Source organism: Klebsiella sp. LTGPAF-6F (genome assembly GCF_001753185.1).
GTDB lineage: Bacteria > Pseudomonadota > Gammaproteobacteria > Enterobacterales > Enterobacteriaceae > Klebsiella > Klebsiella michiganensis.
Map to the genome: position 1 here is coordinate 15341 of NZ_CP017450.1, position 24622 is coordinate 39962.

Here is a 24622-nt window from a genome sequence, read left to right on the forward strand (position 1 = left end):
TTGCCTGGCGGCGACAGCGCGGTGGTCCCACCTGACCCCATGCCGAACTCAGAAGTGAAACGCCGTAGCGCCGATGGTAGTGTGGGGTCTCCCCATGTGAGAGTAGGGAACTGCCAGGCATCAAACAAGTGAAGAGCCCATCCTGACGGATGGGCTTTTTGCGTTTTTGTCGCCTGAAACTATCAGCAGATGCCTTCAGAAGGCGCGATCATGGCTATATCTCTGCAATAACTATCGGTCCTCGTTAAACCCCTTTAACCACTGCATAATAAAAGCGGCTATTTGCGGGACATCATTTAAATCTAACAATGGAAGCGACGTCTCGACCGGCGTATCGCTGGCTATGGCAATCACGTCATCGTCATAAACTAATTCTTCAATGCTATGTCCGCTGTTTTGCCGAAAAAGCAGGATTTTGGGCACAGCTTCATGCTTAAAACCCTCAACCAGGACTAAATCTAACGTTGATGCATCCATTCGGCTAACCAGCCATTCCAGATCCAGCGGAGGCTCTTCGGGTGTTTCCGTCATTAATGCCCAACGCTGGGAGCTGGCGACAATCGTCTGAGCCGCTCCGGCTTTACGCAGTTCATAGCTGTCTTTACCGGGCTTATCCACGTCCATATCATGATGAGTATGTTTAATTAGCCCTGGCCGTAAGCCTTCCGCGCGCAGTGCCGGAATCAGCGACTTCAGTAGGGTGGTTTTACCTGTACCGCTCCAGGCTGCGATGGCTAAAAGCGGGATCATGATGGCACCTGCATACGTTGCAAATCGTCGAGAGTATTGACGTTAATAAATGCTGATTTTACATCGCTAAAATCGACGCTATGACCGCCAATTTTGCGCAGAAATACCATTACCCGTCTTTCTCCTGCCGCCAGATACGTTTCTAGTTCGCCGATCGCCTCGCGATTCACCAGAGCAATGGCCGGATGGTCACGTTCACCATCGTGTACCCAAACGGCTGGAGAGGATTTTCTCTGCTGTATTAAGCGCGTCGCCAGAAATGATGGGATAAATGGCGTATCACAGGGACAAAACAGAAACCACTCGCCCTCAACCTGATGCATTACGGAAAGCATGCCGGCCAACGGCCCGGGAAAGTCGTTCAGAGAGTCGGTAATAATCGGGTAGCCGCTGCTTCGCCAGCAATCAAGATTGCGGTTAGCGCTAATTACCAGCTTTGTAACCTGCGGCTGCAGCGCATCGGCGACATGACGCCACAGGGCTTTACCTTTCAGCAGCTGTAATCCTTTATCTATTCCTCCCATGCGTGAGCCTCTTCCTCCCGCCAGCACGACGCCGGTTATGACCTTGCCCTGCATATTAATATCGCCTCTTTCATTGTGGGATTGTCCCTGCTAACGTATTCCTATCAAGAGTAAGGAGCATTGCTATGAAATGTAAACGTCTGAATGAAGTCATTGAACTCCTCCAGCCAGCCTGGCAGAAAGAACCCGAGCTGAATTTAATGCAATTTTTGCAAAAACTGGCGAAAGAGGCCGGATACACCGGTGAGTTGAACGATCTCTCCGACGATATTCTGATTTATCATCTGAAGATGCGCGACTCGGCAAAAGAAGCTGTTATTCCCGGGATTCAGAAAGATTATGAAGAAGATTTTAAAACCGCGCTGCTACGCGCTCGCGGCGTGATTAAAGAGTAAAAGGTTGTAAGCGCTGCCGCGGAATCGGCAATGAGATGATATCCTGTATCATTCGTACGATTATCGGATGTCAGGATGCACGATAAGGCTTTCACTTTTCAGACGCTTCACCCGGATACCATCATTGATGGCTTATTTGATCTGGGAATGCGGGTGGACTCCGGTCTCACACCGCTTAATAGCTATGAGAACCGGGTTTACCAGTTTCAGGACGAAGATCGTCGCCGCTATGTGGTGAAGTTCTATCGTCCTGAGCGTTGGTCAGCCCAACAAATCCTCGAAGAACATCAGTTTTCCCTCCAGCTCGTGCAGGACGAAGTCCCTGTAGCGGCGCCGTTGTCGTTTAACGACAGTACCCTTCATCAGCATCAGGGATTCTTTTTCGCCGTATTCCCAAGCCTGGGTGGACGTCAGTTTGAGGCGGATAACCTCGATCAGATGGAATGGGTTGGGCGCTACCTTGGCCGTCTGCATCAAACTGGACGCAAACAGCGTTTTGTCGCGCGTCCGGAGATAGGGACGAATGAGTATCTTCTTGAGCCACGCCAGGTCTTTGAGCTTTCCCCGCTGATACCTGCAGGTCTGAAAGAGGCTTTTCTCAGCGCTACCGATAAGCTGATTGATGCGGTAATGGCGCAATGGCACGGACGCGCCAGTATTTTACGGTTACACGGTGATTGCCATGCGGGAAACATCCTCTGGCGCGATGGGCCACTGTTTGTTGATTTAGATGATTCACGTAATGGACCTGCTATCCAGGATCTGTGGATGTTGTTGAACGGCGATAAAGCCGAACAACGGATGCAGCTTGAGATGATCATTGAAGCGTATGAAGAGTTCAGCGCTTTCAATACCGATGAAATTGCCCTCATCGAACCTTTACGTGCAATGCGGTTAGTTTATTATCTGGCGTGGTTATTAAGGCGCTGGGAAGATCCCGCTTTTCCTAAAAACTTCCCGTGGTTAACCGGGGAAGATTACTGGCGCGGGCAGACAACAACTTTTCTTGAGCAGGTAAAGGTTCTGCAGGAACCGCCTCTTCAGTTAACGCCAATGTATTAATGTGATATATCCAGGAGAGAATTAATCATGAAAAAAATTTGGCTGGCGCTGGCTGGTATGATTCTGGCTTTCAGTGCATCCGCTGCCCAGATCACCGACGGTAAGCAGTATATTACCCTCGATAAGCCCGTTGCCGGTGAGCCGCAGGTGCTCGAGTTTTTCTCGTTCTACTGCCCGCATTGCTATCAGTTTGAGGAAGTTCTTCATGTATCAGATAACGTGAAGAAAAAGCTGCCTGAAGGCGTAAAAATGACGAAATACCACGTTGAGTTCCTGGGTCCGTTAGGCAAGGATCTGACTCAGGCGTGGGCCGTTGCGATGGCGCTGGGCGTGGAAGATAAAATCACCGTGCCGATGTTTGAAGCGGTACAGAAAAACCAGACCGTCCAGACCGTGGCCGATATCCGTAAGGTCTTCGTTGACGCCGGCGTTAAAGGTGAAGATTACGATGCAGCCTGGAACAGCTTCGTGGTGAAATCCCTGGTGGCTCAGCAAGAGAAAGCCGCCGCTGATTTCCAGCTGCAGGGCGTGCCGGCTATGTACGTTAACGGTAAATACCAGCTAAACCCGCAGGGTATGGATACCAGCAACATGGACGCATTTGTTGCCCAGTATGCCGATACCGTTAAGCAGCTCGTTGAGAAGAAATAAAAAATAAACGCCGGTTACTGACCGGCGTTTTTCTTTTCTGCGCCCACAATTATTTCTCTGCCTGCTGCATTATTTCCGTTAGCTGCCGATCTTTCTCTTCCCAAAGCCTGTTTAGCCAGCGCTGAAAGCGTCGCTTAAAGTTTTTGTCATTTACATAATCGCCGTGCAGCTCTTCCATCACAGGTTCAAGACTGACTCGCACCACAACCCGCGTTAATCGGCCGCTCAGCATGTCATAAAACGGCTTTTGGTTGTTTTCCGGATAGCATAACGTGACGTTCAAAAGCTTATCAAACTGCGAGCCGAGCACGTTTAATGCCATGGCAATACCCGCAGCCTTTGGCGATAACAGATTCTGGTAAGGCGAACGGGTCTGCTGTTGCTTTTCTTCCGTGAAACGAGAGCCTTCGACAAAGTTAACAATCGTTGTTGGATGCGCGCGGAATTTCTCGCAGGAGCGGCGAGTGGTTTCAACATCTTTGCCCCGGCGTTCTGGATGGCGGAGTAAATAGCCTCGGGAATAGCGGCGCATAAAAGGCATATCCAGCGCCCAGCAGGCCAGCCCAATAAACGGCACCCAGGCGAGCTGTTGCTTGAGGAAATATTTATTCATCGGGATATGTTTGCGAAACAGCACGCAAAGCACCACGATATCTGCCCAGCTATGGTGGTTGCTGATGAGCAGATACCAGTTTTTCTTATTCAGGCCATCCAGGCCCTGTACATCCCATTTAAGCCAGGGATTAAGACGCAGCAGCAGAGCCAGCCCTTCACACCAGCAGTACATCATGAAATTGCAAAAAATGGATATCGAGCGCCAGACCGCAGGAATAGGCACAAGAAGTTTAATCAGCCCGGCGACGATGATTGGCACCGAGCAGATTATGGTGACTATGATAGTCAGGGCGATACTCAGCGGGAGCGTTATCGCGGCGAGTAATCTCGACATAGTTAATTTATTCAGAAAGTTAGGCTGACAAAGAACGCGTTTAAACGGCGCAAGAGGCTGATTTTACCAGAAAATAGCGTAAATAACGGGTCTTACCAGAACAGAAAAATTTTCGGATCTTATATCCACATGGAACATTGAGTCGCCATGGTGTTATTAAAGCAAATTATGAGTGTATAACTTAATGATAAATATGAAATAATTTGTTTATGGATGATTTAATTAACGATTGTTTGGCTGTCGTTATAAAAATATTCACAAAGTTATCCACAGGATAGCCCATAACGCGATCGAAAGGATCGCAGAATCTTTTCGACGAAATGCGGGAAAAATTCAGGATTTAATGCCCGTCTGTGGCATCCTTTACCGATAATCTGATAAACAGGCACGGAAATTATGGTTCAGATCCCAGAAAACCCTCTCATCCTCGTTGACGGCTCCTCTTACCTTTATCGGGCATATCACGCGTTCCCCCCGCTGACGAATAGCGCTGGTGAACCGACAGGCGCAATGTATGGCGTGCTGAATATGCTGCGAAGCCTGATCCTGCAGTATCAACCGACCCACGCTGTCGTCGTGTTTGATGCCAAGGGGAAGACTTTCCGTGATGAACTGTTTGAGCACTATAAATCTCATCGCCCGCCGATGCCGGACGATCTGCGTGCGCAGATCGAGCCGCTGCATGCCATGGTAAAAGCGATGGGCCTGCCGCTAATGGCTGTTCCTGGCGTAGAAGCCGATGATGTCATCGGTACCCTGGCGCGTGAAGCTGAAAAGGTCGGGCGTCCGGTACTGATTAGCACCGGCGATAAAGATATGGCCCAGCTGGTTACGCCGGGTATTACGCTGATTAACACCATGACCAACACTATCCTTGGCCCCGATGAAGTGGTGACGAAATACGGCGTACCACCGGAGCTGATCATCGATTTTCTGGCCCTGATGGGAGATTCATCGGACAATATTCCCGGCGTACCTGGCGTGGGAGAAAAGACTGCGCAGGCGTTACTGCAGGGGCTGGGGGGTCTTGATGCGTTATATGCTGAGCCTGAAAAAATCGCCGGGCTGACCTTCCGCGGCGCAAAAACGATGGCCGCAAAGCTGGAACAGAATAAAGAGGTGGCATACCTCTCTTATCAGCTGGCGACGATCAAAACGGACGTTGAGCTGGAGCTGGGCTGTGAAGATTTGCTGGTTGCGCAACCCGTCGCTGATGAACTGCTCACGCTGTTTAAAAAATATGAATTCAAACGCTGGATCACCGATGTAGAGTCCGGCAAGTGGATGCAGGCAAAAGGCGCTAAGCCTGCGGCGAAGGCGGTTGTAGCGGTGACTGACGTGGCCGATGCGGAGGAGGAAACCGCGACGGCGCTCTCTTCTGAAAATTATGTCACGATCCTTGATGAAGAAACGTTGTTGACCTGGATTGAGAGCCTGAAGAAAGCGCCGCTTTTTGCCTTTGATACCGAAACTGACAGCCTCGATAACGTATCCGCCAATATGGTTGGCTTATCCTTCGCCATTGAGCCTGGCGTTGCGGCCTATGTACCGGTTGCCCATGATTATCTGGATGCACCGGATCAGATCCCGCGCGACCGTGTCCTTGAGCTGCTGAAACCGCTACTGGAAGATGACAAGGTTCTGAAGGTTGGGCAAAACCTCAAATATGACCGCGGTATCCTGGCTAACTACGGCATTGAACTGCGCGGTATTGCCTTTGATACCATGCTGGAATCCTACATTCTTGACAGCGTGGCGGGCCGCCATGATATGGATAGCCTCTCCGATCGCTGGCTGAAGCACAAAACCATTACCTTTGAAGAGATTGCGGGTAAAGGTAAAAACCAGCTCACATTCAATCAGATCGCGCTGGAAGAAGCGGGCCGCTACGCGGCGGAAGATGCCGATGTCACGCTGCAGCTGCACCTCAAAATGTGGCCTGAACTTCAGCAAAATGAAGGCCCGCTGAACGTCTTTAAAAATATTGAAATGCCGCTGGTGCCGGTGCTATCCCGCGTGGAGCGTAACGGGGTGAAGATTGATCCGGCCGTGCTGCATGCGCATTCTCAGGAGATAGCCAAACGCCTGATTGAGCTGGAGAAGAAGGCGTATGATATCGCGGGTGAGGAGTTTAACCTCTCTTCGCCGAAGCAGCTGCAAACCATCCTGTTTGAAAAACAAGGTATTAAGCCGCTGAAGAAAACCCCGGGCGGCGCGCCGTCTACCTCGGAAGAGGTGCTGGAAGAGCTGGCGCTGGACTATCCGCTGCCGAAAGTCATCCTCGAGTATCGTGGTCTGGCAAAACTCAAATCCACCTATACCGATAAGCTGCCGCTGATGATCAGCCCGAAAACGGGCCGGGTTCACACCTCTTATCACCAGGCGGTTACGGCAACGGGACGTTTGTCGTCTACAGACCCGAACCTGCAGAACATTCCGGTGCGCAACGAAGAAGGGCGGCGTATCCGTCAGGCGTTTATTGCTCCGGAAGATTATCTCATTGTCTCTGCCGACTACTCGCAAATTGAACTGCGCATCATGGCGCATCTTTCCCGCGACAAGGGCCTGCTGACCGCGTTTGCGGAAGGGAAGGATATCCACCGCGCGACGGCGGCAGAGGTCTTTGGTTTGCCGCTGGAGAGCGTCAGCAGCGAACAGCGCCGCAGCGCGAAGGCGATCAACTTCGGCCTGATTTACGGCATGAGCGCATTCGGCCTTGCGCGCCAGCTCAATATTCCACGCAAAGAAGCGCAAAAGTATATGGATCTCTACTTTGAGCGCTATCCGGGCGTGCTGGAGTATATGGAGCGCACCCGCACCCAGGCCAAAGAGCAGGGGTATGTTGAAACGCTTGATGGCCGTCGTCTCTACCTGCCGGACATCAAATCCAGCAACGGCGCGCGCCGCGCCGGTGCCGAGCGTGCGGCGATCAATGCGCCGATGCAGGGAACCGCTGCCGACATTATTAAGCGCGCGATGATCGCCGTAGATAGCTGGTTATTAAGCGAAAAACCGCGCGTGCGGATGATTATGCAGGTACACGATGAACTGGTCTTTGAAGTGCATAAAGACGACCTTGAGGCGGTTGCGAAAAAGATCCACGAACTGATGGAAAGCAGCACGACGCTGGCGGTTCCGCTGCTGGTGGAAGTGGGGAGTGGAGAAAACTGGGATCAAGCGCACTAAGTATTCGGTAAGGAAGGTCATTTCTTGTAAGTGAGTAACATAACTTATCGCATTTTGTGATGATCATTTGAATTTGCTATGTAAAGAGTGAAAAAAAACTACAAAAAATGCTTTATCCGTAACCGAAAGAAGAGTAGAGTTAAAGACGTAGGGTACAGAGGTAAGATGTTCTATCTTTCAGACCTTTTACTTCACGTAATCGGATTTGGCTGAATATTTTAGCCGCCCCGGTCATAAATGACCGGGGCGTTTTTTATTGCGCGAAAGAAAATTTTTTGCGTATCGATGCTGATGAGGCGGGCTACCCGGATAGAGCCTCACGCGACGCTATCCGGAGAAGTTAGCGAGATTATTCGCCGTCTTCAGAGGCTTCCTGAGGAGGGATATCGTTATACCAGCTATCCAGCTTCTGCCGTAGTTTATCCACGCCCTGCTTCTTCAGGGAAGAAAACGCTTCGACCTGCACATCTCCGTTAAAGGCGGTGACCGCTTCACGAACCATGGCGATCTGCGCTTTTCGCGCGCCGCTGGCCAGCTTATCGGCTTTGGTTAGCAGCACCAGTACCGGGATATCGCTTTCCACCGCCCATTGGATCATCTGCTGATCGAGATCTTTAAGCGGATGACGAATATCCATCAACACAACCAGCCCTTTCAGACAGAGGCGTTTCTCCAGATATTCACCCAGCGCGCGCTGCCACTTGATTTTCATCTCTTCCGGAACCTGGGCATATCCATAGCCCGGCAGGTCGACCAGGCGCTTGCCTTCAGCGACTTCAAACAGGTTAATAAGCTGCGTACGGCCTGGCGTCTTCGAAGTACGCGCGAGGCTTTTCTGGTTAGTCAGCGTGTTCAGCGCGCTGGATTTCCCGGCGTTAGAGCGGCCAGCAAAGGCCACTTCAATACCGGTATCGGCAGGAAGATGGCGGATATCTGGCGCGCTAGTGACAAAATGCGTCAGTTGATAATTCCAGTTGGTCAAGACGGTCGTCTCCGTTAAATCAGGCTTTGATGGGGATTATACCTGAACAACAGAAAAAGGCTGTTTTTACCGCACCTCATCGCTGTAAGTTAAAACCACAGTCTTTGTGAGACATTGGCTATTGGTTATATGCGAAATTCATGAGAAAAGTCTGATTAAAAATGATACAAAGTTATATAAATCATTACGTTAAAATGAAAGAAAATTCTGAAACTCGTTTTTTTTCTGTACAGTCGGTTGTAGGTTTCCCGCAAACCAGTAAAGTAGCGGTCAAGGGCGAGGATGCTAACAGGATTATGACTCAGGATGAGGAGTCAGGAAGCGCCAGGAGGCGAAGACTACGGATTGTCAGGATGACAAACGTCTGGAGACGTTTTAAAAGGAAATGGATGTAACAGGGATCGTTGGTAGCTAAAGGAAAGACAGGGTGTGTCGTTAGCTAACATGGAAAGTAGAAGCCCATTAAGGGTTATCAGTGCGGAAAAAGGCGACAGAGTAATCTGTCGCCTTTTTTCTTTGCTTGCTTTCTGCTAGATTCCGCCTCAATTCTATACTGAAGAAAACGGCCTGAAGATTACACAACATGAAAAAACCGACATCCGTACCTCGCGGTAAAAAAAATCGCAAAACGCGTGAAGAATTGAACCAGGAAGCCCGCGAGCGCAAGCATCAGAAGAAGCATCGCGGCCACGCGGCAGGAAGTCGTGTGACCGGCGGCGACACCGCTTCAGCAGGTAAAAAACAAGGTCAGCAGCAAGATCCCCGAATTGGCAGTAAAAAACCAATCCCGCTGGGCGTAACTGAAAATGCTCCGGCGATTAAGCAGCATAAACCAAAGAGCGAGAAACCTATGCTTTCACCGCAGGCTGAGCTGGATTTGCTGGAGAACGATGAGCGCCTGGACGCGCTGCTGGAACGTCTGGAAGAGGGCGGTACCCTTAATGCTGAAGAGCAGGCCTGGGTTGACGCCAAGCTGGATCGTATTGATGAGCTGATGCAGCAGCTGGGCCTCTCATACGATGATGACGAAGATGAAGAAGAGGAAGAGCGCAAAGAAGATATGATGCGCCTGCTGAAGGGTGGAAACTAACGTTTGCACCCCATCGGATTCCCGGTCCTGCTTATAACCCTTCTGGTTATATGTTATCTGCTGTGGTTATTCGTTAAACTACGACGGTTGTCGCGGCGTCAGAAATGGCTGCGCAACCGGCTCATTACCCGAGGTGCGGTTGGGCCGGGGCGGCGTACCCGCCGACGGTACCATCGGAAGGAGTGAGCATGTCTGTGCAGTTAATCGACTGGGATCTGGCCCTGATCCAGAAATATAACTATTCCGGGCCGCGTTATACTTCGTATCCCACCGCGCTGGAGTTTTCTCCAGAATTTGGCGCCGCTGAATTTGATGCGGCGGTAGCCCGCTATCCGCAGCGTCCCCTCTCGCTGTACGTGCATATCCCGTTTTGCCATAAACTCTGCTATTTCTGCGGCTGCAACAAAATCGTCACCCGTCAGCAGCATAAGGCCGACCAGTATCTGGATGTGCTTGAGCAGGAGATTATTCATCGCGCGCCGCTTTTTGCTGGCCGCAAAGTTAGTCAGCTGCACTGGGGGGGCGGTACGCCAACCTATTTAAACAAGGCGCAAATTAGTCGTCTGATGGGGCTGCTGCGTACCCATTTCAATTTTAACGCGGATGCAGAGATCTCCATTGAGGTTGATCCGCGCGAAATCGAACTCGATGTCCTGGATCATTTACGCCTCGAAGGCTTTAATCGCCTGAGTATGGGCGTGCAGGACTTCAACAAAGAAGTGCAGCGCCTGGTGAACCGCGAGCAGGATGAAGCGTTTATCTTCGCGCTACTCAACCACGCGCGCGATATCGGCTTTACCTCTACCAATATCGACCTGATTTACGGTCTGCCGAAGCAAACGCCGCAGAGCTTCGCGTATACGCTACAGAAAGTGGCGGAGCTCAACCCCGATCGTCTGAGCGTATTCAACTATGCGCATCTGCCAACGCTCTTTGCTGCGCAGCGCAAAATCAAAGACGCCGATCTGCCTTCTGCAGAACAGAAGCTGGACATTCTTCAGGAGACGATTGTTTCGCTGACGGCCGCGGGATATCAGTTTATCGGCATGGACCACTTTGCCCGTCCGGATGATGAGCTGGCGATAGCCCAGCGTGAAGGTATCCTGCATCGTAACTTCCAGGGGTATACCACCCAGGGAGACACCGATCTGCTGGGGATGGGCGTCTCGGCGATCAGCATGATTGGCGATTGCTATGCGCAGAACCAGAAAGAGCTGAAGCAGTATTATCAGCAGGTTGATGAAACCGGAACGGCGCTGTGGCGCGGTATTGCGTTGACGCGCGATGACTGCATTCGTCGCGACGTGATTAAGGCGCTAATTTGTCACTTCCGTCTCGACTTCGCTGCGGTAGAAGCGCAGTGGGATCTTACCTTCGATAGCTACTTTGCCGACGATATGAAATTGCTGGCGCCGCTGGCCAAAGATGGGCTGGTGGATGTGGATGAGAAGGGCATTCAGGTGACGCCGAAAGGCCGGCTGCTGATACGCAATATCTGCATGTGTTTTGATACGTATCTGCGCCAGAAAGCGCGGATGCAGCAGTTTTCCCGCGTGATATAAAGCATACCCCCACTCCAGGAAGGAGCGGGGGTATTATCAGCTAAACAGCCCAACCATCGCCGCGCACAGAACGGCAGCTACCGCCGTCTGCGGCGTATGACCCGCTGCAACACCGCTCGATATAATATTAATAAATGATTCAAGCATGATTTCTCCCCCGTCTTTCCGGGCAAGATCATACTCAACGCATGGCAACAGTAAAGTACAAAATAGCAGCAGTTTGCGCTGGATGACTATTTTTTACTCGCCGCCGCGCTGTTACTCCATTCCCAACTCTTTTAGCTTACGCGTCAGGGTATTACGACCCCAGCCCAGCAGGCGAGCCGCCTCTTGTTTATGCCCCTGCGTGTGGCGTAACGCGGTGGTCAGCAGCGTGCGCTCCATCTCCGGCTGCGCTTCCGAGAGCAGGTTTTGATGACCGGAACGCAAAGCGCGATCGGCCCATTGCCCCAGCAGCGTGGCCCAGCTATCCGGCAGCATTTGCGTCGGGTTATCCGGTATCGCCGTTTCAAACAGCTCGTTGGGAAGATCCTGCGTCAGAACCTCCTGACCTGCGGCCATTACCGTCAGCCAGCGACAGGTGTTTTCCAACTGACGTACGTTGCCCGGCCATGCCAGTCGGGTTAACGCCATCTCCGTCTCCGGATGCAGCTGTTTGGCCTCGACGCCCAGCTCACGGGCGGCGATTTGCAGGAAATGTCTCGCCAGTCGCGGAATATCTTCCCGACGCTCGCGCAGCGGCGGCAGATGGACGCGAATCACGTTCAGGCGGTGGAATAAATCCTCGCGGAATTTTCCTTCCTGGACGCGCAGCTCAAGGTTCTGGTGGGTGGCGGCAATAATGCGTACATCCACCTTCACCGGCGCATAGCCCCCCACGCGATAAAACTGGCCATCGGCCAGTACGCGCAGCAGACGAGTCTGTACGTCCAGCGGCATATCGCCGATCTCGTCGAGGAACAGCGTGCCGCCGTCTGCCTGCTCGAATCGCCCCTGGCGCACGGTATTGGCGCCGGTAAAGGCCCCTTTCTCGTGGCCAAACAGTTCTGACTCAATCAGATCTTTCGGAATAGCCGCCATATTTAGCGCGATAAACGGCGCCTTGGCGCGCGGGCTGTGGCGGTGGAGAGCGTGGGCAACCAGCTCTTTACCGGTACCGGACTCGCCGTTGATCAGTACGCTGATTGATGAACGCGACAGGCGGCCGATAATGCGGAAGACGTCCTGCATGGCCGGCGCTTCGCCGATGATATCGGCCGTTGGGCTATTAATCGGCGCATTACGCGGCTGCTGCTGTTCCTGGTAATGGCTAATGGCACGATCAACCAGCGCCACCGCTTCATCGATATCAAACGGTTTCGGCAGATAATCAAAGGCGCCCTGCTGATAGGCGCTGACCGCCGCGTCAAGATCCGAATGCGCCGTCATTATGATGACCGGGAGCATTGGATGGCGCTGTTTAATTTGCTTTAGCAGCGCCAGTCCATCCATTCCCGGCATGCGGATATCAGACAGCAGCACATCCGGGGTTTTGGTCGTGAGGGCATCAAGCACCTCGTTGCCGCTTTCAAACGTTGTACAACTTAAGCCTGCCCCGGTGAGCGCGCGTTCAAGCACCCAACGGATGGAGCTATCGTCGTCAACGATCCATGCTATCCCTCGTTGCATAAACACCTCTACTTCCGAATAGGCAGGTACACCGAGAATTCGGTATGCCCTGGCCAACTGGTAAATTCAATTTTGCCGGAGTGCTGATCGATAAGGCTGCGGGCGATAGACAGCCCGAGTCCGGTGCCGCCTTCGCGCCCGCTCACCATCGGATAAAACAGCGTATCCTGTAAGTGAGACGGTATTCCCGGGCCGTTATCTTCAACGTCGATACGCGCAGCGAGGCGGTAGCGCACGCCGTGCAGGGTTAACTGAAAGGCCGTACGGGTGCGCAGAGTGATTTCGCCGCCCTCCGGTCCCAGAGCCTGCAGCGCATTTCGGACGATATTCAGCAGCACCTGTTCAATTTGGTCCGGGTCGTGCGGCAGTTCTGGCAGGCTGGGGTCATAGTCGCGAACCAGCTTGACGTTATCCGGCAGCTCCATCGACACAAGCTTTACCACCCGCTCAGCGACCTTGTGGATGCTTTCTGTTACGTGCATTCCGGGATGCTGTGGTCCCAGCAGACGGTCAACCAGATTTCTTAACCGATCGGCCTGTTCAATAATGACTTTGGTATATTCCATCAGCGCAGGATCGGGCAGCGCTTTGCTCAGCAGCTGTGCCGCGCCGCGCAGACCGCCCAGCGGATTTTTAATCTCGTGGGCCAGGCCACGCACTAAGTCGCGAGCGGCAATCTGCTGTGCGTGCTGTAGCTGCTCCTGGCTCAGACGGCGCTGATTATCCATCGGCGCCATTTCCAGCAGGATATAGCCTTCAGGCAGGCGTTGCGCCGTCAGGGAAAGGATGTGCGAGCGGCCATCAATGACCAGCGTCACTTCGTTATCGGTAAACCCTTGACCCGCAGCGAGGCTCTCCTGCATGAGGCCGATATTCAGCGAGAAATAGCTCAACAGCTCCGGCAGCGGCGTGCCGAATAATTTACGCGAACTTTGCGCCAGCAGCTGCTGCGCCGCCGGGTTCGCGTAATGCACCGCCAGGTCGTCATCGACCAGTAAGATACTGTTGATTAAAGAGTTAAGGATCTGCCCAGCATCGGGCAGTGTGCCTGTTGCCATTCGACAGTCTCCTGAAAATGAGTGCACTATTTTAGTGCAGTATAGCTTTTTATGTATAAAAAGCTCATGAGATCAGCGTGTTGGTGGAGAAAAAAGCCCATCCTGAGATGGGCTGAAAGTTTCCACGGCAACAAAACATCCTTGGTATCCCACGCCACAACACGGAATACCGCGGATTTACAGCAAAATTAGACGCTGTAGTACAGCTCGAACTCAACCGGGTGCGGAGTCATACGTACGCGGTCGTTTTCTTCAATACGCAGGGCGATGTAAGCATCGATAGCGTCGTTGGTGAATACGCCACCGGCGGTCAGGAATTCACGGTCTGCGTCCAGCGCGTTCAGTGCTTCTTCCAGAGAACCTGCAACCTGTGGGATCTCTTTCGCTTCTTCCGGCGGCAGATCGTACAGGTTTTTATCCATGGCTTCGCCCGGATGGATTTTGTTCTTGATACCGTCAAGGCCAGCCATCAGCAGCGCAGCGAAGCACAGGTACGGGTTAGCCGCCGGGTCCGGGAAGCGAACTTCGATACGGCGCGCTTTCGGAGAGGTGACAACCGGAATACGGATAGACGCGGAACGGTTACGGGCAGAGTAAGCCAGCATAACCGGCGCTTCGTAACCCGGGACCAGACGCTTGTAGGAGTTGGTGGTCGGGTTAGCCAGGGCATTAATCGCTTTAGCGTGTTTGATAACGCCGCCGATGTAGTACAGCGCTTGTTCAGACAGGCCTGCGTATTTGTCGCCAGAGAACAGGTTTACGCCGTTCTTGGAGAGGGACATGTGGCAGTGCATACCGGAACCGTTATCGCCAAACATCGGTTTTGGCATAAAGGTCGCGGTTTTGCCGAAACGGTGTGCGACGTTGTGCACAACGTATTTGTAAATCTGAATTTCGTCCGCTTTTTTGGTCATGGTGTTAAAGCGGGTAGCGATTTCGTTCTGACCCGCAGTCGCCACTTCGTGGTGGTGAGCTTCAACAACCAGGCCCATCTCTTCCATGATCATACACATGGTGGAGCGGATATCCTGAGAGGAGTCTACCGGCGGAACCGGGAAGTAACCGCCTTTCACGCCCGGACGGTGGCCTTTGTTGCCGCCTTCGTATTTGGTGGAGGAGTTCCATGCGCCTTCGATATCATCGATAGCAACGTGGGAACCGGAGATGGACGCACCAAAACGGATGTCGTCGAACAGGAAGAATTCTGGTTCTGGCCCGAACAGTACGGTGTCAGCCAGGCCGGTAGAGCGCAGATACTCTTCAGCGCGCTTAGCAATGGAGCGCGGGTCACGGTCATAGCCCTGCAGCGTGCCGGGTTCCAGGATGTCGCAGCGGATGATCAGCGTCGGTTCTTCATAGAACGGATCGATCAGCGCGGTGGTTGCATCCGGCATCAGGACCATGTCGGATTCGTTAATACCTTTCCAGCCGCCAATCGAGGAGCCATCAAACATTTTGCCTTCTTCGAAGAATTCGGCATTTACCTGATGAGAAGGAATAGTAACGTGCTGTTCTTTACCTTTGGTATCGGTGAAGCGCAGATCGACAAACTTCACTTCATGCTCGTTCAGCATCGTCAAAACGTGTTCAGCGGACATACTTAAACTCTCCCGGATTGGTCATTGTCGTCGTGGAAACGAAAACTTTTTAACTACGAAAAGTGGCGTTGTTGCCTTAAAAAATATAAAGCGAAATCTGTGCCAACTTTTAAATTGCCCCCAAAAGGCGTTATCATGCACATCATCGTGCAAAAGGGCTGCACCAAAATGAATGCATTGCACCAATATAGTGCATTTGTGTGAACATTGGGCACTTATTTGGTGCAATTGACCTTTAATAACCCTTTTAACGCTCCGTGAAAGCGATCACAAAGAATCTCTGCAATACTTGTTTGCGGAGGATGTTTGTGATCCTGTTTTGTACTGCGATTAATCCGTGTACAATAACGCGCTATTTCTAATGCCTGAGGCAAAGTTGTGATCGAAAATTTGCGTAATATCGCCATCATCGCGCACGTTGACCATGGTAAAACTACCCTGGTTGATAAGCTGCTACAGCAATCCGGTACGTTCGACGCGCGTGCCGAAACTCAAGAGCGAGTGATGGACTCCAACGATTTGGAGAAAGAGCGCGGGATTACCATCCTGGCTAAAAACACCGCTATCAAATGGAATGACTACCGTATCAACATCGTTGATACCCCAGGGCACGCCGACTTCGGTGGTGAAGTTGAACGTGTCATGTCCATGGTTGATTCCGTTCTGTTGGTCGTTGATGCAATGGATGGTCCGATGCCGCAAACGCGCTTCGTGACCAAAAAAGCCTTTGCTCATGGCCTGAAGCCAATTGTTGTTATCAACAAAGTTGACCGTCCGGGCGCGCGTCCTGACTGGGTTGTCGATCAGGTATTCGACCTGTTCGTTAACCTCGACGCTACCGACGAGCAGCTGGACTTCCCTATCGTTTACGCTTCTGCGCTGAACGGTATCGCGGGTCTGGATCACGAAGATATGGCTGAAGACATGACGCCGCTGTATCAAACCATCGTCGATCGCGTACCGGCGCCGAACGTTGACCTTGATGGCCCGCTGCAGATGCAAATCTCCCAGCTGGACTACAACAACTACGTTGGCGTCATCGGCATCGGCCGCATCAAGCGCGGTAAAGTGAAGCCGAACCAGCAGGTCACTATCATTGATAGCGAAGGCAAAACCCGTAACGGTAAAGTCGGTAAAGTTCTGACCCATCTGGGCCTTGAGCGTATCGAGAGCGACGTCGCAGAAGCTGGCGATATTATCGCGATCACCGGTCTGGGCGAACTGAACATCTCTGACACCATCTGCGATACGCAGAATGTTGAAGCGCTGCCGGCGCTGTCCGTTGATGAGCCGACCGTCTCTATGTTCTTCTGCGTTAACACCTCGCCGTTCTGTGGTAAAGAAGGTAAGTACGTTACCTCTCGTCAGATCCTTGACCGCCTGAACAAAGAGCTGGTACATAACGTCGCGCTGCGCGTTGAAGAAACGCCGGATGCAGACGCATTCCGCGTTTCTGGCCGTGGTGAACTGCACCTGTCCGTTCTTATCGAGAACATGCGTCGTGAAGGTTTCGAAATGGCGGTTTCCCGTCCGAAAGTTATCTTCCGCGAAATCGATGGCCGTAAGCAAGAGCCGTTCGAAAACGTCACGCTGGACGTTGAAGAGCAGCACCAGGGTTCTGTGATGCAGGCGCTGGGTGAGCGTAAAGGCGATCTGAAAAACATGAATCCAGATGGCAAAGGCCGCGTACGTCTCGACTACGTGATCCCAAGCCGTGGTCTGATCGGCTTCCGTTCAGAATTCATGACCATGACCTCCGGTACCGGTCTGCTGTACTCCACCTTCAGCCACTACGACGACGTTCGTGCGGGTGATGTGGGTCAGCGTCAGAACGGCGTTCTGATCTCCAACGGCCAGGGTAAAGCGGTTGCGTTCGCACTGTTCAGCCTGCAGGATCGCGGTAAGCTGTTCCTGGGCCACGGCGCAGAAGTTTACGAAGGCCAGATTATCGGTATTCACAGTCGTTCTAACGACCTGACGGTAAACTGCCTGACCGGTAAGAAACTGACCAACATGCGTGCGTCCGGTACTGACGAAGCAACGGTTCTGGTTCCGCCGGTTAAGATGACCCTGGAGCAGGCTCTGGAGTTCATCGATGACGACGAACTGGTAGAAGTCACCCCGACTTCTGTCCGTATCCGTAAACGTCACCTGACCGAGAACGACCGTAAACGCGCGATGCGCGGTGCGAAAGAAGATTAATTAACGCTTCTTTCCGCTATCTGAACCCTGCCTCAATGGCAGGGTTTCTTTTTTGTACAAAGCCCTGCCGCCCGTAGTCAAACTCCCCCTTTCCCGCTACAGTTAATTTTCCACGGTGCAAAAGGAGAGGACCATGCTCTATATCTTTGATTTAGGTAATGTGATTGTCGATATTGACTTCAACCGGGTGCTCGGGACGTGGAGTGATTTAACGCGCATTCCCCTTGCGACGCTGCAGCAGCATTTCACCATGGGCGAAGCGTTCCACCAGCATGAGCGCGGTGAAATCAGCGACGAAGATTTTGCGGCGGCGATGTGCCATGAAATGAACATGTCGCTAAGCTACGAGCAGTTCTCCCACGGCTGGCAGGCGGTTTTCGTTGCCCTGCGCCCGGAGGTTATCGCGATTATGCAAAAATTACGCGAGCAGGGGCATCGCGTTGTGGTTCTGTCCAACACGAACCGTTTGCATACGACTTTCTGGCCGGATGAGTACCCTGATATACGCGCCGTTGCTGACCATATCTATCTTTCTCAAGAGATGGGGATGCGTAAACCGGAAGCGCGGATCTATCAGAGCGTCCTCGACGCTGAAGGTTTCGCCGCTGACGATACGGTCTTCTTCGATGATAACGCGGACAATATCGCCGGAGCTAGCCAGCTGGGCATAACCAGTATTCTGGTAACCGGGAAGGAAACCATCCCCAACTACTTTGCTAAACAGCTATGCTAAAAACCGTTCATCAAAAAACAACGCGCCATCTGCGGCCGCTGGTCGCCTGGCTAAAGCTGTTATGGCGGCGTATTGATGAAGATAATATGACGACCCTGGCAGGCAATCTTGCCTACGTGTCGTTACTCTCCCTTGTGCCGCTGATTGCCGTCGTGTTCGCGCTGTTCGCGGCATTTCCGATGTTTTCTGATGTCAGTATTCAGATTCGCCACTTTATTTTCGCCAATTTCATTCCGGCAACCGGAGATGTCATTCAGGGCTATATTGAGCAGTTTGTCGCCAACTCCAGCCGGATGACCGCCGTGGGCGCTTTCGGCCTGATTGTGACATCTCTGCTGCTGATGTATTCGATTGATAGCGCGTTGAACACCATCTGGCGCAGTACCCGAACCCGGCCCAAAACCTACTCCTTTGCGGTTTATTGGATGATCCTTACCCTGGGGCCGCTGCTGGCGGGGGCCAGCCTGGCGATCAGCTCCTATCTTCTGTCGTTACGCTGGGCCAGCGACCTGAATAGCGTGATTGACGATGTGCTGCGTATTTTTCCGCTCATTTTATCCTGGGTGGCATTCTGGCTGCTTTACAGCATTGTGCCGACGGCCGAGGTGCGTAACCGCGATGCGATAATCGGTTCCCTGGTCGCGGCGCTGCTCTTTGAGGCGGGTAAGAAAGCTTTTGCTTTATATATCACCGCGTTCCCGTCATATCAGCTGATTTATGGCGTGCTTGCCGTGGTGCCTATTTTGTTTGTCTGGGTGTACTGGACGTGGTGTATCGTCTTGCTTGGCGCTGAAATTACTGTCACTCTCGGTGAATACCGCAAACTGAAAAAAGAAGAAACAGAACAATCATGATTGCATTAATTCAACGCGTATCCCGAGCTAGCGTTACCGTGGAGGGTGAAGTGACGGGCGAAATCGGCCCCGGGCTTCTGGTGCTGTTAGGCGTCGAGAGAGACGATGATGAGCAAAAGGCGAACCGCCTGTGCGAGCGCGTGCTGGGGTACCGTATTTTTAGCGATGCTGAAGGCAAAATGAATCTGAACGTGCAGCAGGCTGGCGGCAGCGTGCTGGTGGTTTCGCAGTTTACGCTGGCAGCCGATACTGAACGCGGGATGCGTCCTGGTTTTTCGAAAGGGGCTGCACCGGATAAAGCGGAAGCGCTGTACGAGTATTTCGTTGAGCGCTGCCGCCAGCAGCAAATGAATACGCAGACTGGGAGATTTGCTGCCGATATGCAGGTTTCTCTGGTGAATGATGGTCCCGTGACCTTTTGGTTGCAGGTATGAGCCAGCTTCCGGGCAGGCTGCGGGTAACAAAAGAGAGTACAGCTATGTATCACCTTCGTGTACCGCAAACAGAAGAAGAGTTAGAGAGCTACTACCAGTTCCGCTGGGAGATGCTGCGTAAGCCGCTGCATCAGCCGAAAGGGTCCGAGCGCGATGCGTGGGATGCGATGGCGCACCATCAAATGGTGGTCGATGAAGAGGGCAATCTGGTTGCCGTCGGGCGGCTGTATGTGAATGCGGAAAACGAAGCTTCTATCCGTTTTATGGCCGTCCATCCGTCAGTACAGGATAAAGGGCTGGGAACCCTGATGGCGATGACGCTGGAGTCCGTCGCCCGTCAGGAAGGCGTTAAGCGCGTGACCTGTAGCGCCCGCGAAGATGCGGTGGAGTTCTTCGCTAAGCTCGGTTTTGTGAACCAGGGCGAAATCACGACGCCGACGACCACGCCGATCCGTCATTTTCTGATGATTAAGCCGATAGCCTCGCTGGACGATATTTTACATCGCGGCGACTGGTGCGCTCAGCTGCAGCAGGCCTGGTATCAGCATATCCCTCTCAGCGAGAAAATGGGCGTGCGCATTCAGCAGTATACCGGGCAAAAGTTTATCACCACCATGCCGGAAGCCGGTAACCAGAACCCGCACCATACGCTGTTCGCCGGCAGCCTGTTTTCTCAGGCAACGTTAACCGGCTGGGGGCTTATCTGGCTGATGCTGCGCGAGCGGCATCTTGGCGGCACAATTATTCTTGCCGATGCGCATATCCGCTACAGTCAGCCTATTAGCGGACGCCCCAGCGCCGTTGCCGATCTTGGCTCGTTAAGCGGCGATCTTGACCGGCTGGCGCGAGGCCGCAAAGCGCGCGTTCAGCTGCAGGTTGAGCTATTTGGCGACGAGCGGCTGGGCGCGGTTTTTGAGGGTATCTATATTGTTCTTCCCGCGAAACCGTTCGGCCCCTATGAAGAGGGCGGTAACGAAGAGGAGTAGTCTCCCTTTACGCTTAACTATCGGCCTGGTGTTTTAACCCGCCAGGCGATATCTCTCATCGCGCTGCCTGCCGCCGGGCTGATGCCGCCCAGCTGAAAGAAGCCGTGAATCACCCCGAGATAACGCTGACAGGTGCAGTCAACGCCCTGTTCAAGCAGGCGCTGGTAAAGCGCTTCGCCTTCATCACGCAGAGGGTCGTATTCCGCAGTCAGAATATGCACCGGCGGTAAGCCGTGAAAGTCTTTACGCCACAGCGGGCTGGCTTCCGGATGGTGGAGCGCCGTCGCGGCAAGGTACATTTCATAGCCGCTGAGCAGGGTATCTTCGGTGATGATGTAATCTTTACCGTTATCGATATAGCTCTTCATGCTGGCGGTGGCGTCCAGCATCGGGTAAATCAAAACCAGCTGCGCGGGTTGCCAGGCCTGCGCCGTTTTGAGCCGCAGGGCGGTCACTAATGCCAGGTGTCCCCCGGCGCTGTCGCCAGCCAGCGTAATACGGGAAGCGTCGATGCCTAACTGCTCCGCGCGGCGGTGAATAATCAGCGCGCCTCTCTCCGCATCGTCATGGGCGGCAGGGAAAGTATGCTCCGGCGCCAGCCGGTATTGCACGGCGATAACGCGGCAGCCGCTGTGGTATGCCAGCTGGCGGAGCTGATGGTCATGCGTGGCGAAACCGCCGCTGATAAAGCAGCCACCGTGGAAATAGATAATGGCAGGCAGTGCGCCGGAAGCGTTAAGGGGAGAGACAACGCGAAATGCCATGCCGTCGAGCTCGATATCTTCTACCTGAACGCGCTTTTCCTGTTCCCCAGCCAGTACCGTACTGGCGAGATAGCCGCGTCTCCGGTCATCAATATTCTGTTCGCGCGATGAGGGGCGGCCCGCATTGATAAATTCCCGCACCAGCTCTGCGATACCCTTTTCAAGCGCCATTTTTATTCCCTTAAGCTGTTTGGATATACAGTGTTATAGCCTGATTGTGAGCAAAAGAAAACCAGGGATTTTCGTCGGGAAGTGATTCTGGAAAGCGGCTCGCAAAACCAAAGATTTTGCCGGCATACCGGGGTGTTTACGCCATTATCAATGGTAAGCCGGGCAGCAGGCGCCGCCCGACATGATGCCTGCCGTTATTCCCCTTCGCCAGGGAACAGGAACGGGTTGATGGAGCTGCGGGCGAAGCCCTCTTGTTCCATCCGTGCGTCCAGTACCAGCGAGGCGAGGTCGTCGGCTACGGCCTCCACTTTTGGGTCTTTTTCCTGATAGAGAATCTTCAGGTAGGTACCGCAGTCGCCGCAGGTTTCGGCTTTAATCGCCGACTGCTCGTTATCCAGTGACCAGTAGTGCAGATCGCGCGTTTGTTCGCAGTTGCTGCACTTCACGCGCACCACGTGCCATTCAGTTTCGCACAGGTTGCAGTGCAGATAGCGCAGGCCCTGTGTGGTACCAATTTGCACCATGCTGGAGACCGGCATCGAGCCGCAAACCGGGCAGAAGTGACGCTGTTCACCATATTCAGCGCGGGCTTTTCCGGGGATCAGGCTGGCCATCTGCGCCCAATAGAGCGAAAGCGCGGCCCAGATAAACGGCGCCTTATCGCTGCTGACAGAGGCAAAATCGGACGCAAACAGCGCGCTTGCCATCAGTTCCAGCTCCTGCTCTGAGGCTTTTTCCAGATTCTCGATGACCGCCAGCGCCGGGCCGCTCATCTCCGGCTTCAGTTCGGCAATCAGCGAATGCAGCAGCTTGTGCCAGTGCTTATCGCGCGGCAAAACGTGGATATCCAGCGGCGGTTTACCCTGGTCGTTCGCTTCTTTGATGCGCGCGGTGAGATCCATCTGCAGTGGATGGTCGTACAGCACCACTTCCTGCGCGTGGGCGATAAGCGCGGCAAAGCGCAGGTAATCACCCAGCGGGTTATTTTCAGCCAGTTCGCGCAGGCGTTCGGCGCGACGGTTATATAAATTTTTGAGCCGGGGAAACAACAGCGGCGGGATCATATCCGTCGCGCGTTTCTCGCTCTTTTCCAGCTCATCTTGCGGGATGATACGAATGCTCATTCAGTCACTTCCTGGTTTCAGCAGATTCGGCGATGGTCGCGTCCGCTCTGCGATTTGGCGGGCATCATGCGCCCGCTCTGGTGATGTCATTAATGATAACCGCAATCGGCATACGGGATATAGCCACGACATCGCAATGTGTGCGCTACGATACCTGATATCGATACCCCCGACTATGCACCGTTAGGATTAGCTGCCCTGCGCCATGGCTTGAGCGAAACGGGAAAGGTGCCGCTCACGCCTGCGGCGCACTCTGGCTAACGTTGTAAAAACAGCGCGTTATCCGCAAAAAAATGGCGTCGATATACGACGCCATTTCAGAGACGAACAACGCGCTCGGGCCTACGATTGGCGCTTATCCTGCTTTTCGCGGACTTCACGATACCAGCGCGGGTGATGTTTCTTCGCCCAGGTCTTCGTGACCCAGCCTTCCACCATCGCGGTAATGGTGCCCTTCACCCACAGCGCAGCGTAAATATGCACCATGATCACTACAATCAGCGCCACCGCAGAGAAGGAGTGCAGCATCAGCGCGAAGCGGATAACCGGGATGGAGAAGGCCGGCGCAAAGTACGGACGCCAGATGATCACGCCGCTCACCAGCAGCAGCACCAGCAAGATAATCGCCGCCCAGAACACGCATTTCTGGCCGAAGTTATAGCGCCCGGTGTCGCCCACTTCCTCGTTGACGACAATCTTGCGAATATTTTTCGCCCAGAAAATATCGTCCCGGTTGATCAGGTTGTGGTGCCAGTAGCGGAAGAACATGATGATGAACGAAGCAAACATAATCACGCCCACGAACGGGTGCAGAATACGCGCCAGCTGCGGGGTGCCCATGATTTGCATCAGCCAGTTGAAGGACGGGAAGAAAAAGCCCAGCCCGCTCACCGCCGCCAGCACGAAGCAGAAGGCGGTGACCCAGTGGTTAATTCGCTCCGGCGCGGTGTAGCGCACGATGGTGTCACGTCTTTTCATTTGCGCACCTCGTCTTTCTCTTCATCCAGATTGTCCTCTTCCTCTTCCGCGCGGTTCGGGCCGACGCCGACGTAGTGGAAGATGCTGGCGGCGAAGGTGGCCGCAAAGCCGACCGCCGCGAGAGGCTTCCAGATCCCTTTCCAGAACTTAACCGTGGCGCTGATTTCCGGGTTCTCCGGCAGGCCGTGGTACAGATTCGGCTTGTCGGCGTGGTGCAGCACGTACATCACGTGCGTGCCGCCAACGCCTGCCGGATCGTACAGGCCCGCGTTGTCGTAGCCGCGGGTTTTCAGCTCGGCGACGCGCTCGCCCGCCAGCGTTTTCATATCCTCTTTGGAGCCAAAGTGGATAGCGCCGGTCGGGCAGGTTTTCACGCACGCCGGCTCCTGGCCAACGTTAACGCGGTCCACGCACAGCGTACATTTGTAGACGCGGTTATCTTCCGGGTTCAGGCGCGGCACGTTGAACGGGCAGCCGGCGATGCAGTAGCCGCAGCCGATGCACTGCTCGGACTGGAAGTCGACGATGCCGTTGGCGTACTGAATGATTGCCCCTTCCGCCGGGCAGGCCTTCAGGCAGCCCGGGTCGGCGCAGTGCATACAGCCATCCTTACGGATGAGCCACTCCAGTTTGTCGTTCTGCTCCACTTCCGAGAAGCGCATCACGGTCCAGGATTTGGCGGTCAGGTCGGCGGGGTTATCGTACACCCCGACGTTGTGACCGACTTCATCCCGGATGTCGTTCCACTCGGAACAGGCCACCTGGCAGGCTTTACAGCCGATACAGGTGGTGACGTCGATAAGCTTCGCCACCTCTTCCTGATGGTCCCGCGCGCGGGGCGCGGGGGTGAAGCCGTTAGTCGCGGAACGACGGATAATGTCTTGCGATTGATAAGCCATAA

The 24622-nt window shown here is 53.6% G+C and carries 24 protein-coding genes and 1 rRNA gene; 13 read left to right on the forward strand and 12 right to left on the reverse strand.

What is annotated here, in order from left to right:
• Positions 1-3 precede the first annotated feature (3 nt).
• A 5S ribosomal RNA gene (rrf, locus tag BJF97_RS00060) occupies positions 4-119 on the forward strand.
• Positions 120-231: 112 nt separating this feature from the next.
• Here the strand turns inward: rrf and mobB are convergent.
• Both mobB and mobA read right to left on the reverse strand, forming a co-directional pair.
• Positions 232-750 (reverse strand): molybdopterin-guanine dinucleotide biosynthesis protein MobB, encoded by a 519-nt coding sequence (gene mobB, locus BJF97_RS00065; RefSeq protein ID WP_032693317.1) that lies wholly within the window; start codon positions 748-750, stop codon positions 232-234.
• Complete coding sequence (gene mobA / locus BJF97_RS00070; protein WP_025106519.1) at positions 747-1328, reverse strand: molybdenum cofactor guanylyltransferase MobA; 582 nt, start codon at positions 1326-1328, stop codon at positions 747-749. Before mobA ends, mobB begins: the two co-directional genes overlap by 4 nt.
• 71 nt (positions 1329-1399) lie before the next feature.
• Here mobA and BJF97_RS00075 point away from each other — a divergent pair, with 71 nt between their 5' ends.
• The 3 genes from BJF97_RS00075 to dsbA all read left to right on the forward strand — a co-directional run bounded on the left by BJF97_RS00075 (position 1400) and on the right by dsbA (position 3382).
• The gene (locus BJF97_RS00075) at positions 1400-1669 is read left to right on the forward strand and encodes a YihD family protein (RefSeq protein WP_004855810.1); all 270 of its coding nucleotides are present in this window, start codon (positions 1400-1402) and stop codon (positions 1667-1669) included.
• A 75-nt stretch (positions 1670-1744) separates the two neighbouring features.
• Positions 1745-2731, forward strand: coding sequence for a serine/threonine protein kinase (locus BJF97_RS00080; protein ID WP_032693316.1), 987 nt, complete (start codon positions 1745-1747; stop codon positions 2729-2731).
• A gap of 27 nt (positions 2732-2758) precedes the next feature.
• Positions 2759-3382, forward strand: a complete 624-nt coding sequence (gene dsbA / locus BJF97_RS00085) for a thiol:disulfide interchange protein DsbA (RefSeq protein ID WP_004855816.1) — start codon at positions 2759-2761, stop codon at positions 3380-3382.
• A gap of 49 nt (positions 3383-3431) precedes the next feature.
• Here the strand turns inward: dsbA and BJF97_RS00090 are convergent, their stop codons facing one another.
• Entirely contained in the window at positions 3432-4331 is a 900-nt protein-coding gene (locus BJF97_RS00090; RefSeq protein ID WP_014227365.1) for an acyltransferase, read from the reverse strand.
• Between the two features lie 396 nt (positions 4332-4727).
• On the opposite strand from BJF97_RS00090, the gene polA reads away from it, so the two are divergent.
• Both polA and BJF97_RS35595 read left to right on the forward strand, forming a co-directional pair.
• Positions 4728-7517, forward strand: coding sequence for a DNA polymerase I (polA, locus tag BJF97_RS00095; RefSeq protein ID WP_032693315.1), 2790 nt, complete (start codon positions 4728-4730; stop codon positions 7515-7517).
• Between the two features lie 165 nt (positions 7518-7682).
• Entirely contained in the window at positions 7683-7730 is a 48-nt protein-coding gene (locus BJF97_RS35595; RefSeq protein WP_071892919.1) for a spot 42 RNA, inhibition of DNA synthesis, read from the forward strand.
• Positions 7731-7866: 136 nt separating this feature from the next.
• Here BJF97_RS35595 and yihA read toward each other — a convergent pair whose 3' ends face one another.
• A complete protein-coding gene (gene yihA / locus BJF97_RS00100; RefSeq protein WP_004855823.1) occupies positions 7867-8499 on the reverse strand; it encodes a ribosome biogenesis GTP-binding protein YihA/YsxC in 633 nt (210 codons plus the stop codon).
• 583 nt (positions 8500-9082) lie between these two features.
• Between yihA and yihI the strand changes: the two genes are divergently transcribed.
• Entirely contained in the window at positions 9083-9589 is a 507-nt protein-coding gene (gene yihI / locus BJF97_RS00105; RefSeq protein ID WP_032693314.1) for a Der GTPase-activating protein YihI, read from the forward strand.
• 188 nt (positions 9590-9777) lie between these two features.
• The gene (gene hemN / locus BJF97_RS00110) at positions 9778-11151 is read left to right on the forward strand and encodes an oxygen-independent coproporphyrinogen III oxidase (RefSeq protein ID WP_032693313.1); all 1374 of its coding nucleotides are present in this window, start codon (positions 9778-9780) and stop codon (positions 11149-11151) included.
• Between the two features lie 36 nt (positions 11152-11187).
• Here hemN and BJF97_RS33895 read toward each other — a convergent pair whose 3' ends face one another.
• The 4 genes from BJF97_RS33895 to glnA all read right to left on the reverse strand — a co-directional run bounded on the left by BJF97_RS33895 (position 11188) and on the right by glnA (position 15475).
• Positions 11188-11298 (reverse strand): YshB family small membrane protein, encoded by a 111-nt coding sequence (locus BJF97_RS33895; protein ID WP_004855828.1) that lies wholly within the window; start codon positions 11296-11298, stop codon positions 11188-11190.
• A gap of 111 nt (positions 11299-11409) precedes the next feature.
• Entirely contained in the window at positions 11410-12819 is a 1410-nt protein-coding gene (gene glnG / locus BJF97_RS00115) for a nitrogen regulation protein NR(I) (protein ID WP_032693312.1), read from the reverse strand.
• A gap of 8 nt (positions 12820-12827) precedes the next feature.
• Positions 12828-13877, reverse strand: coding sequence for a nitrogen regulation protein NR(II) (gene glnL, locus BJF97_RS00120; protein ID WP_004127098.1), 1050 nt, complete (start codon positions 13875-13877; stop codon positions 12828-12830).
• A gap of 188 nt (positions 13878-14065) precedes the next feature.
• Complete coding sequence (gene glnA, locus BJF97_RS00125; protein WP_004127100.1) at positions 14066-15475, reverse strand: glutamate--ammonia ligase; 1410 nt, start codon at positions 15473-15475, stop codon at positions 14066-14068.
• Between the two features lie 378 nt (positions 15476-15853).
• On the opposite strand from glnA, the gene typA reads away from it, so the two are divergent.
• The 5 genes from typA (at position 15854) to fabY (ending at position 20684) form a co-directional block, all read left to right on the forward strand.
• Entirely contained in the window at positions 15854-17677 is a 1824-nt protein-coding gene (gene typA / locus BJF97_RS00130) for a ribosome-dependent GTPase TypA (RefSeq protein WP_004127103.1), read from the forward strand.
• Between the two features lie 133 nt (positions 17678-17810).
• On the forward strand, positions 17811-18410 hold the full coding sequence (gene yihX, locus BJF97_RS00135) for a glucose-1-phosphatase (protein WP_032693311.1): 600 nt from the start codon (positions 17811-17813) through the stop codon (positions 18408-18410).
• Entirely contained in the window at positions 18404-19264 is an 861-nt protein-coding gene (locus BJF97_RS00140; protein WP_004127107.1) for a virulence factor BrkB family protein, read from the forward strand. The genes yihX and BJF97_RS00140 overlap by 7 nt, the downstream gene beginning before the upstream one ends.
• Positions 19261-19698 (forward strand): D-aminoacyl-tRNA deacylase, encoded by a 438-nt coding sequence (gene dtd / locus BJF97_RS00145; protein WP_014227372.1) that lies wholly within the window; start codon positions 19261-19263, stop codon positions 19696-19698. The genes BJF97_RS00140 and dtd overlap by 4 nt, the downstream gene beginning before the upstream one ends.
• A 44-nt stretch (positions 19699-19742) precedes the next feature.
• Positions 19743-20684, forward strand: a complete 942-nt coding sequence (gene fabY, locus BJF97_RS00150; RefSeq protein ID WP_009652900.1) for a fatty acid biosynthesis protein FabY — start codon at positions 19743-19745, stop codon at positions 20682-20684.
• A 17-nt stretch (positions 20685-20701) separates the two neighbouring features.
• On the opposite strand, the gene BJF97_RS00155 is transcribed toward fabY, so the two are convergent.
• The 4 genes from BJF97_RS00155 to fdxH form a co-directional block, all read right to left on the reverse strand.
• Positions 20702-21619 carry an alpha/beta hydrolase gene (locus BJF97_RS00155; RefSeq protein ID WP_014836999.1) on the reverse strand — a complete coding sequence of 306 codons (918 nt, stop codon included), beginning with the start codon at positions 21617-21619 and terminating at the stop codon, positions 20702-20704.
• Between the two features lie 194 nt (positions 21620-21813).
• Positions 21814-22743 carry a formate dehydrogenase accessory protein FdhE gene (fdhE, locus tag BJF97_RS00160; protein ID WP_032693310.1) on the reverse strand — a complete coding sequence of 310 codons (930 nt, stop codon included), beginning with the start codon at positions 22741-22743 and terminating at the stop codon, positions 21814-21816.
• Positions 22744-23085: 342 nt separating this feature from the next.
• A complete protein-coding gene (fdoI, locus tag BJF97_RS00165; RefSeq protein ID WP_004116787.1) occupies positions 23086-23721 on the reverse strand; it encodes a formate dehydrogenase cytochrome b556 subunit in 636 nt (211 codons plus the stop codon).
• Positions 23718-24620 (reverse strand): formate dehydrogenase subunit beta, encoded by a 903-nt coding sequence (gene fdxH / locus BJF97_RS00170; RefSeq protein ID WP_014227375.1) that lies wholly within the window; start codon positions 24618-24620, stop codon positions 23718-23720. The genes fdoI and fdxH overlap by 4 nt, the downstream gene beginning before the upstream one ends.
• Between the last annotated feature and the right edge of the window lie 2 nt (positions 24621-24622).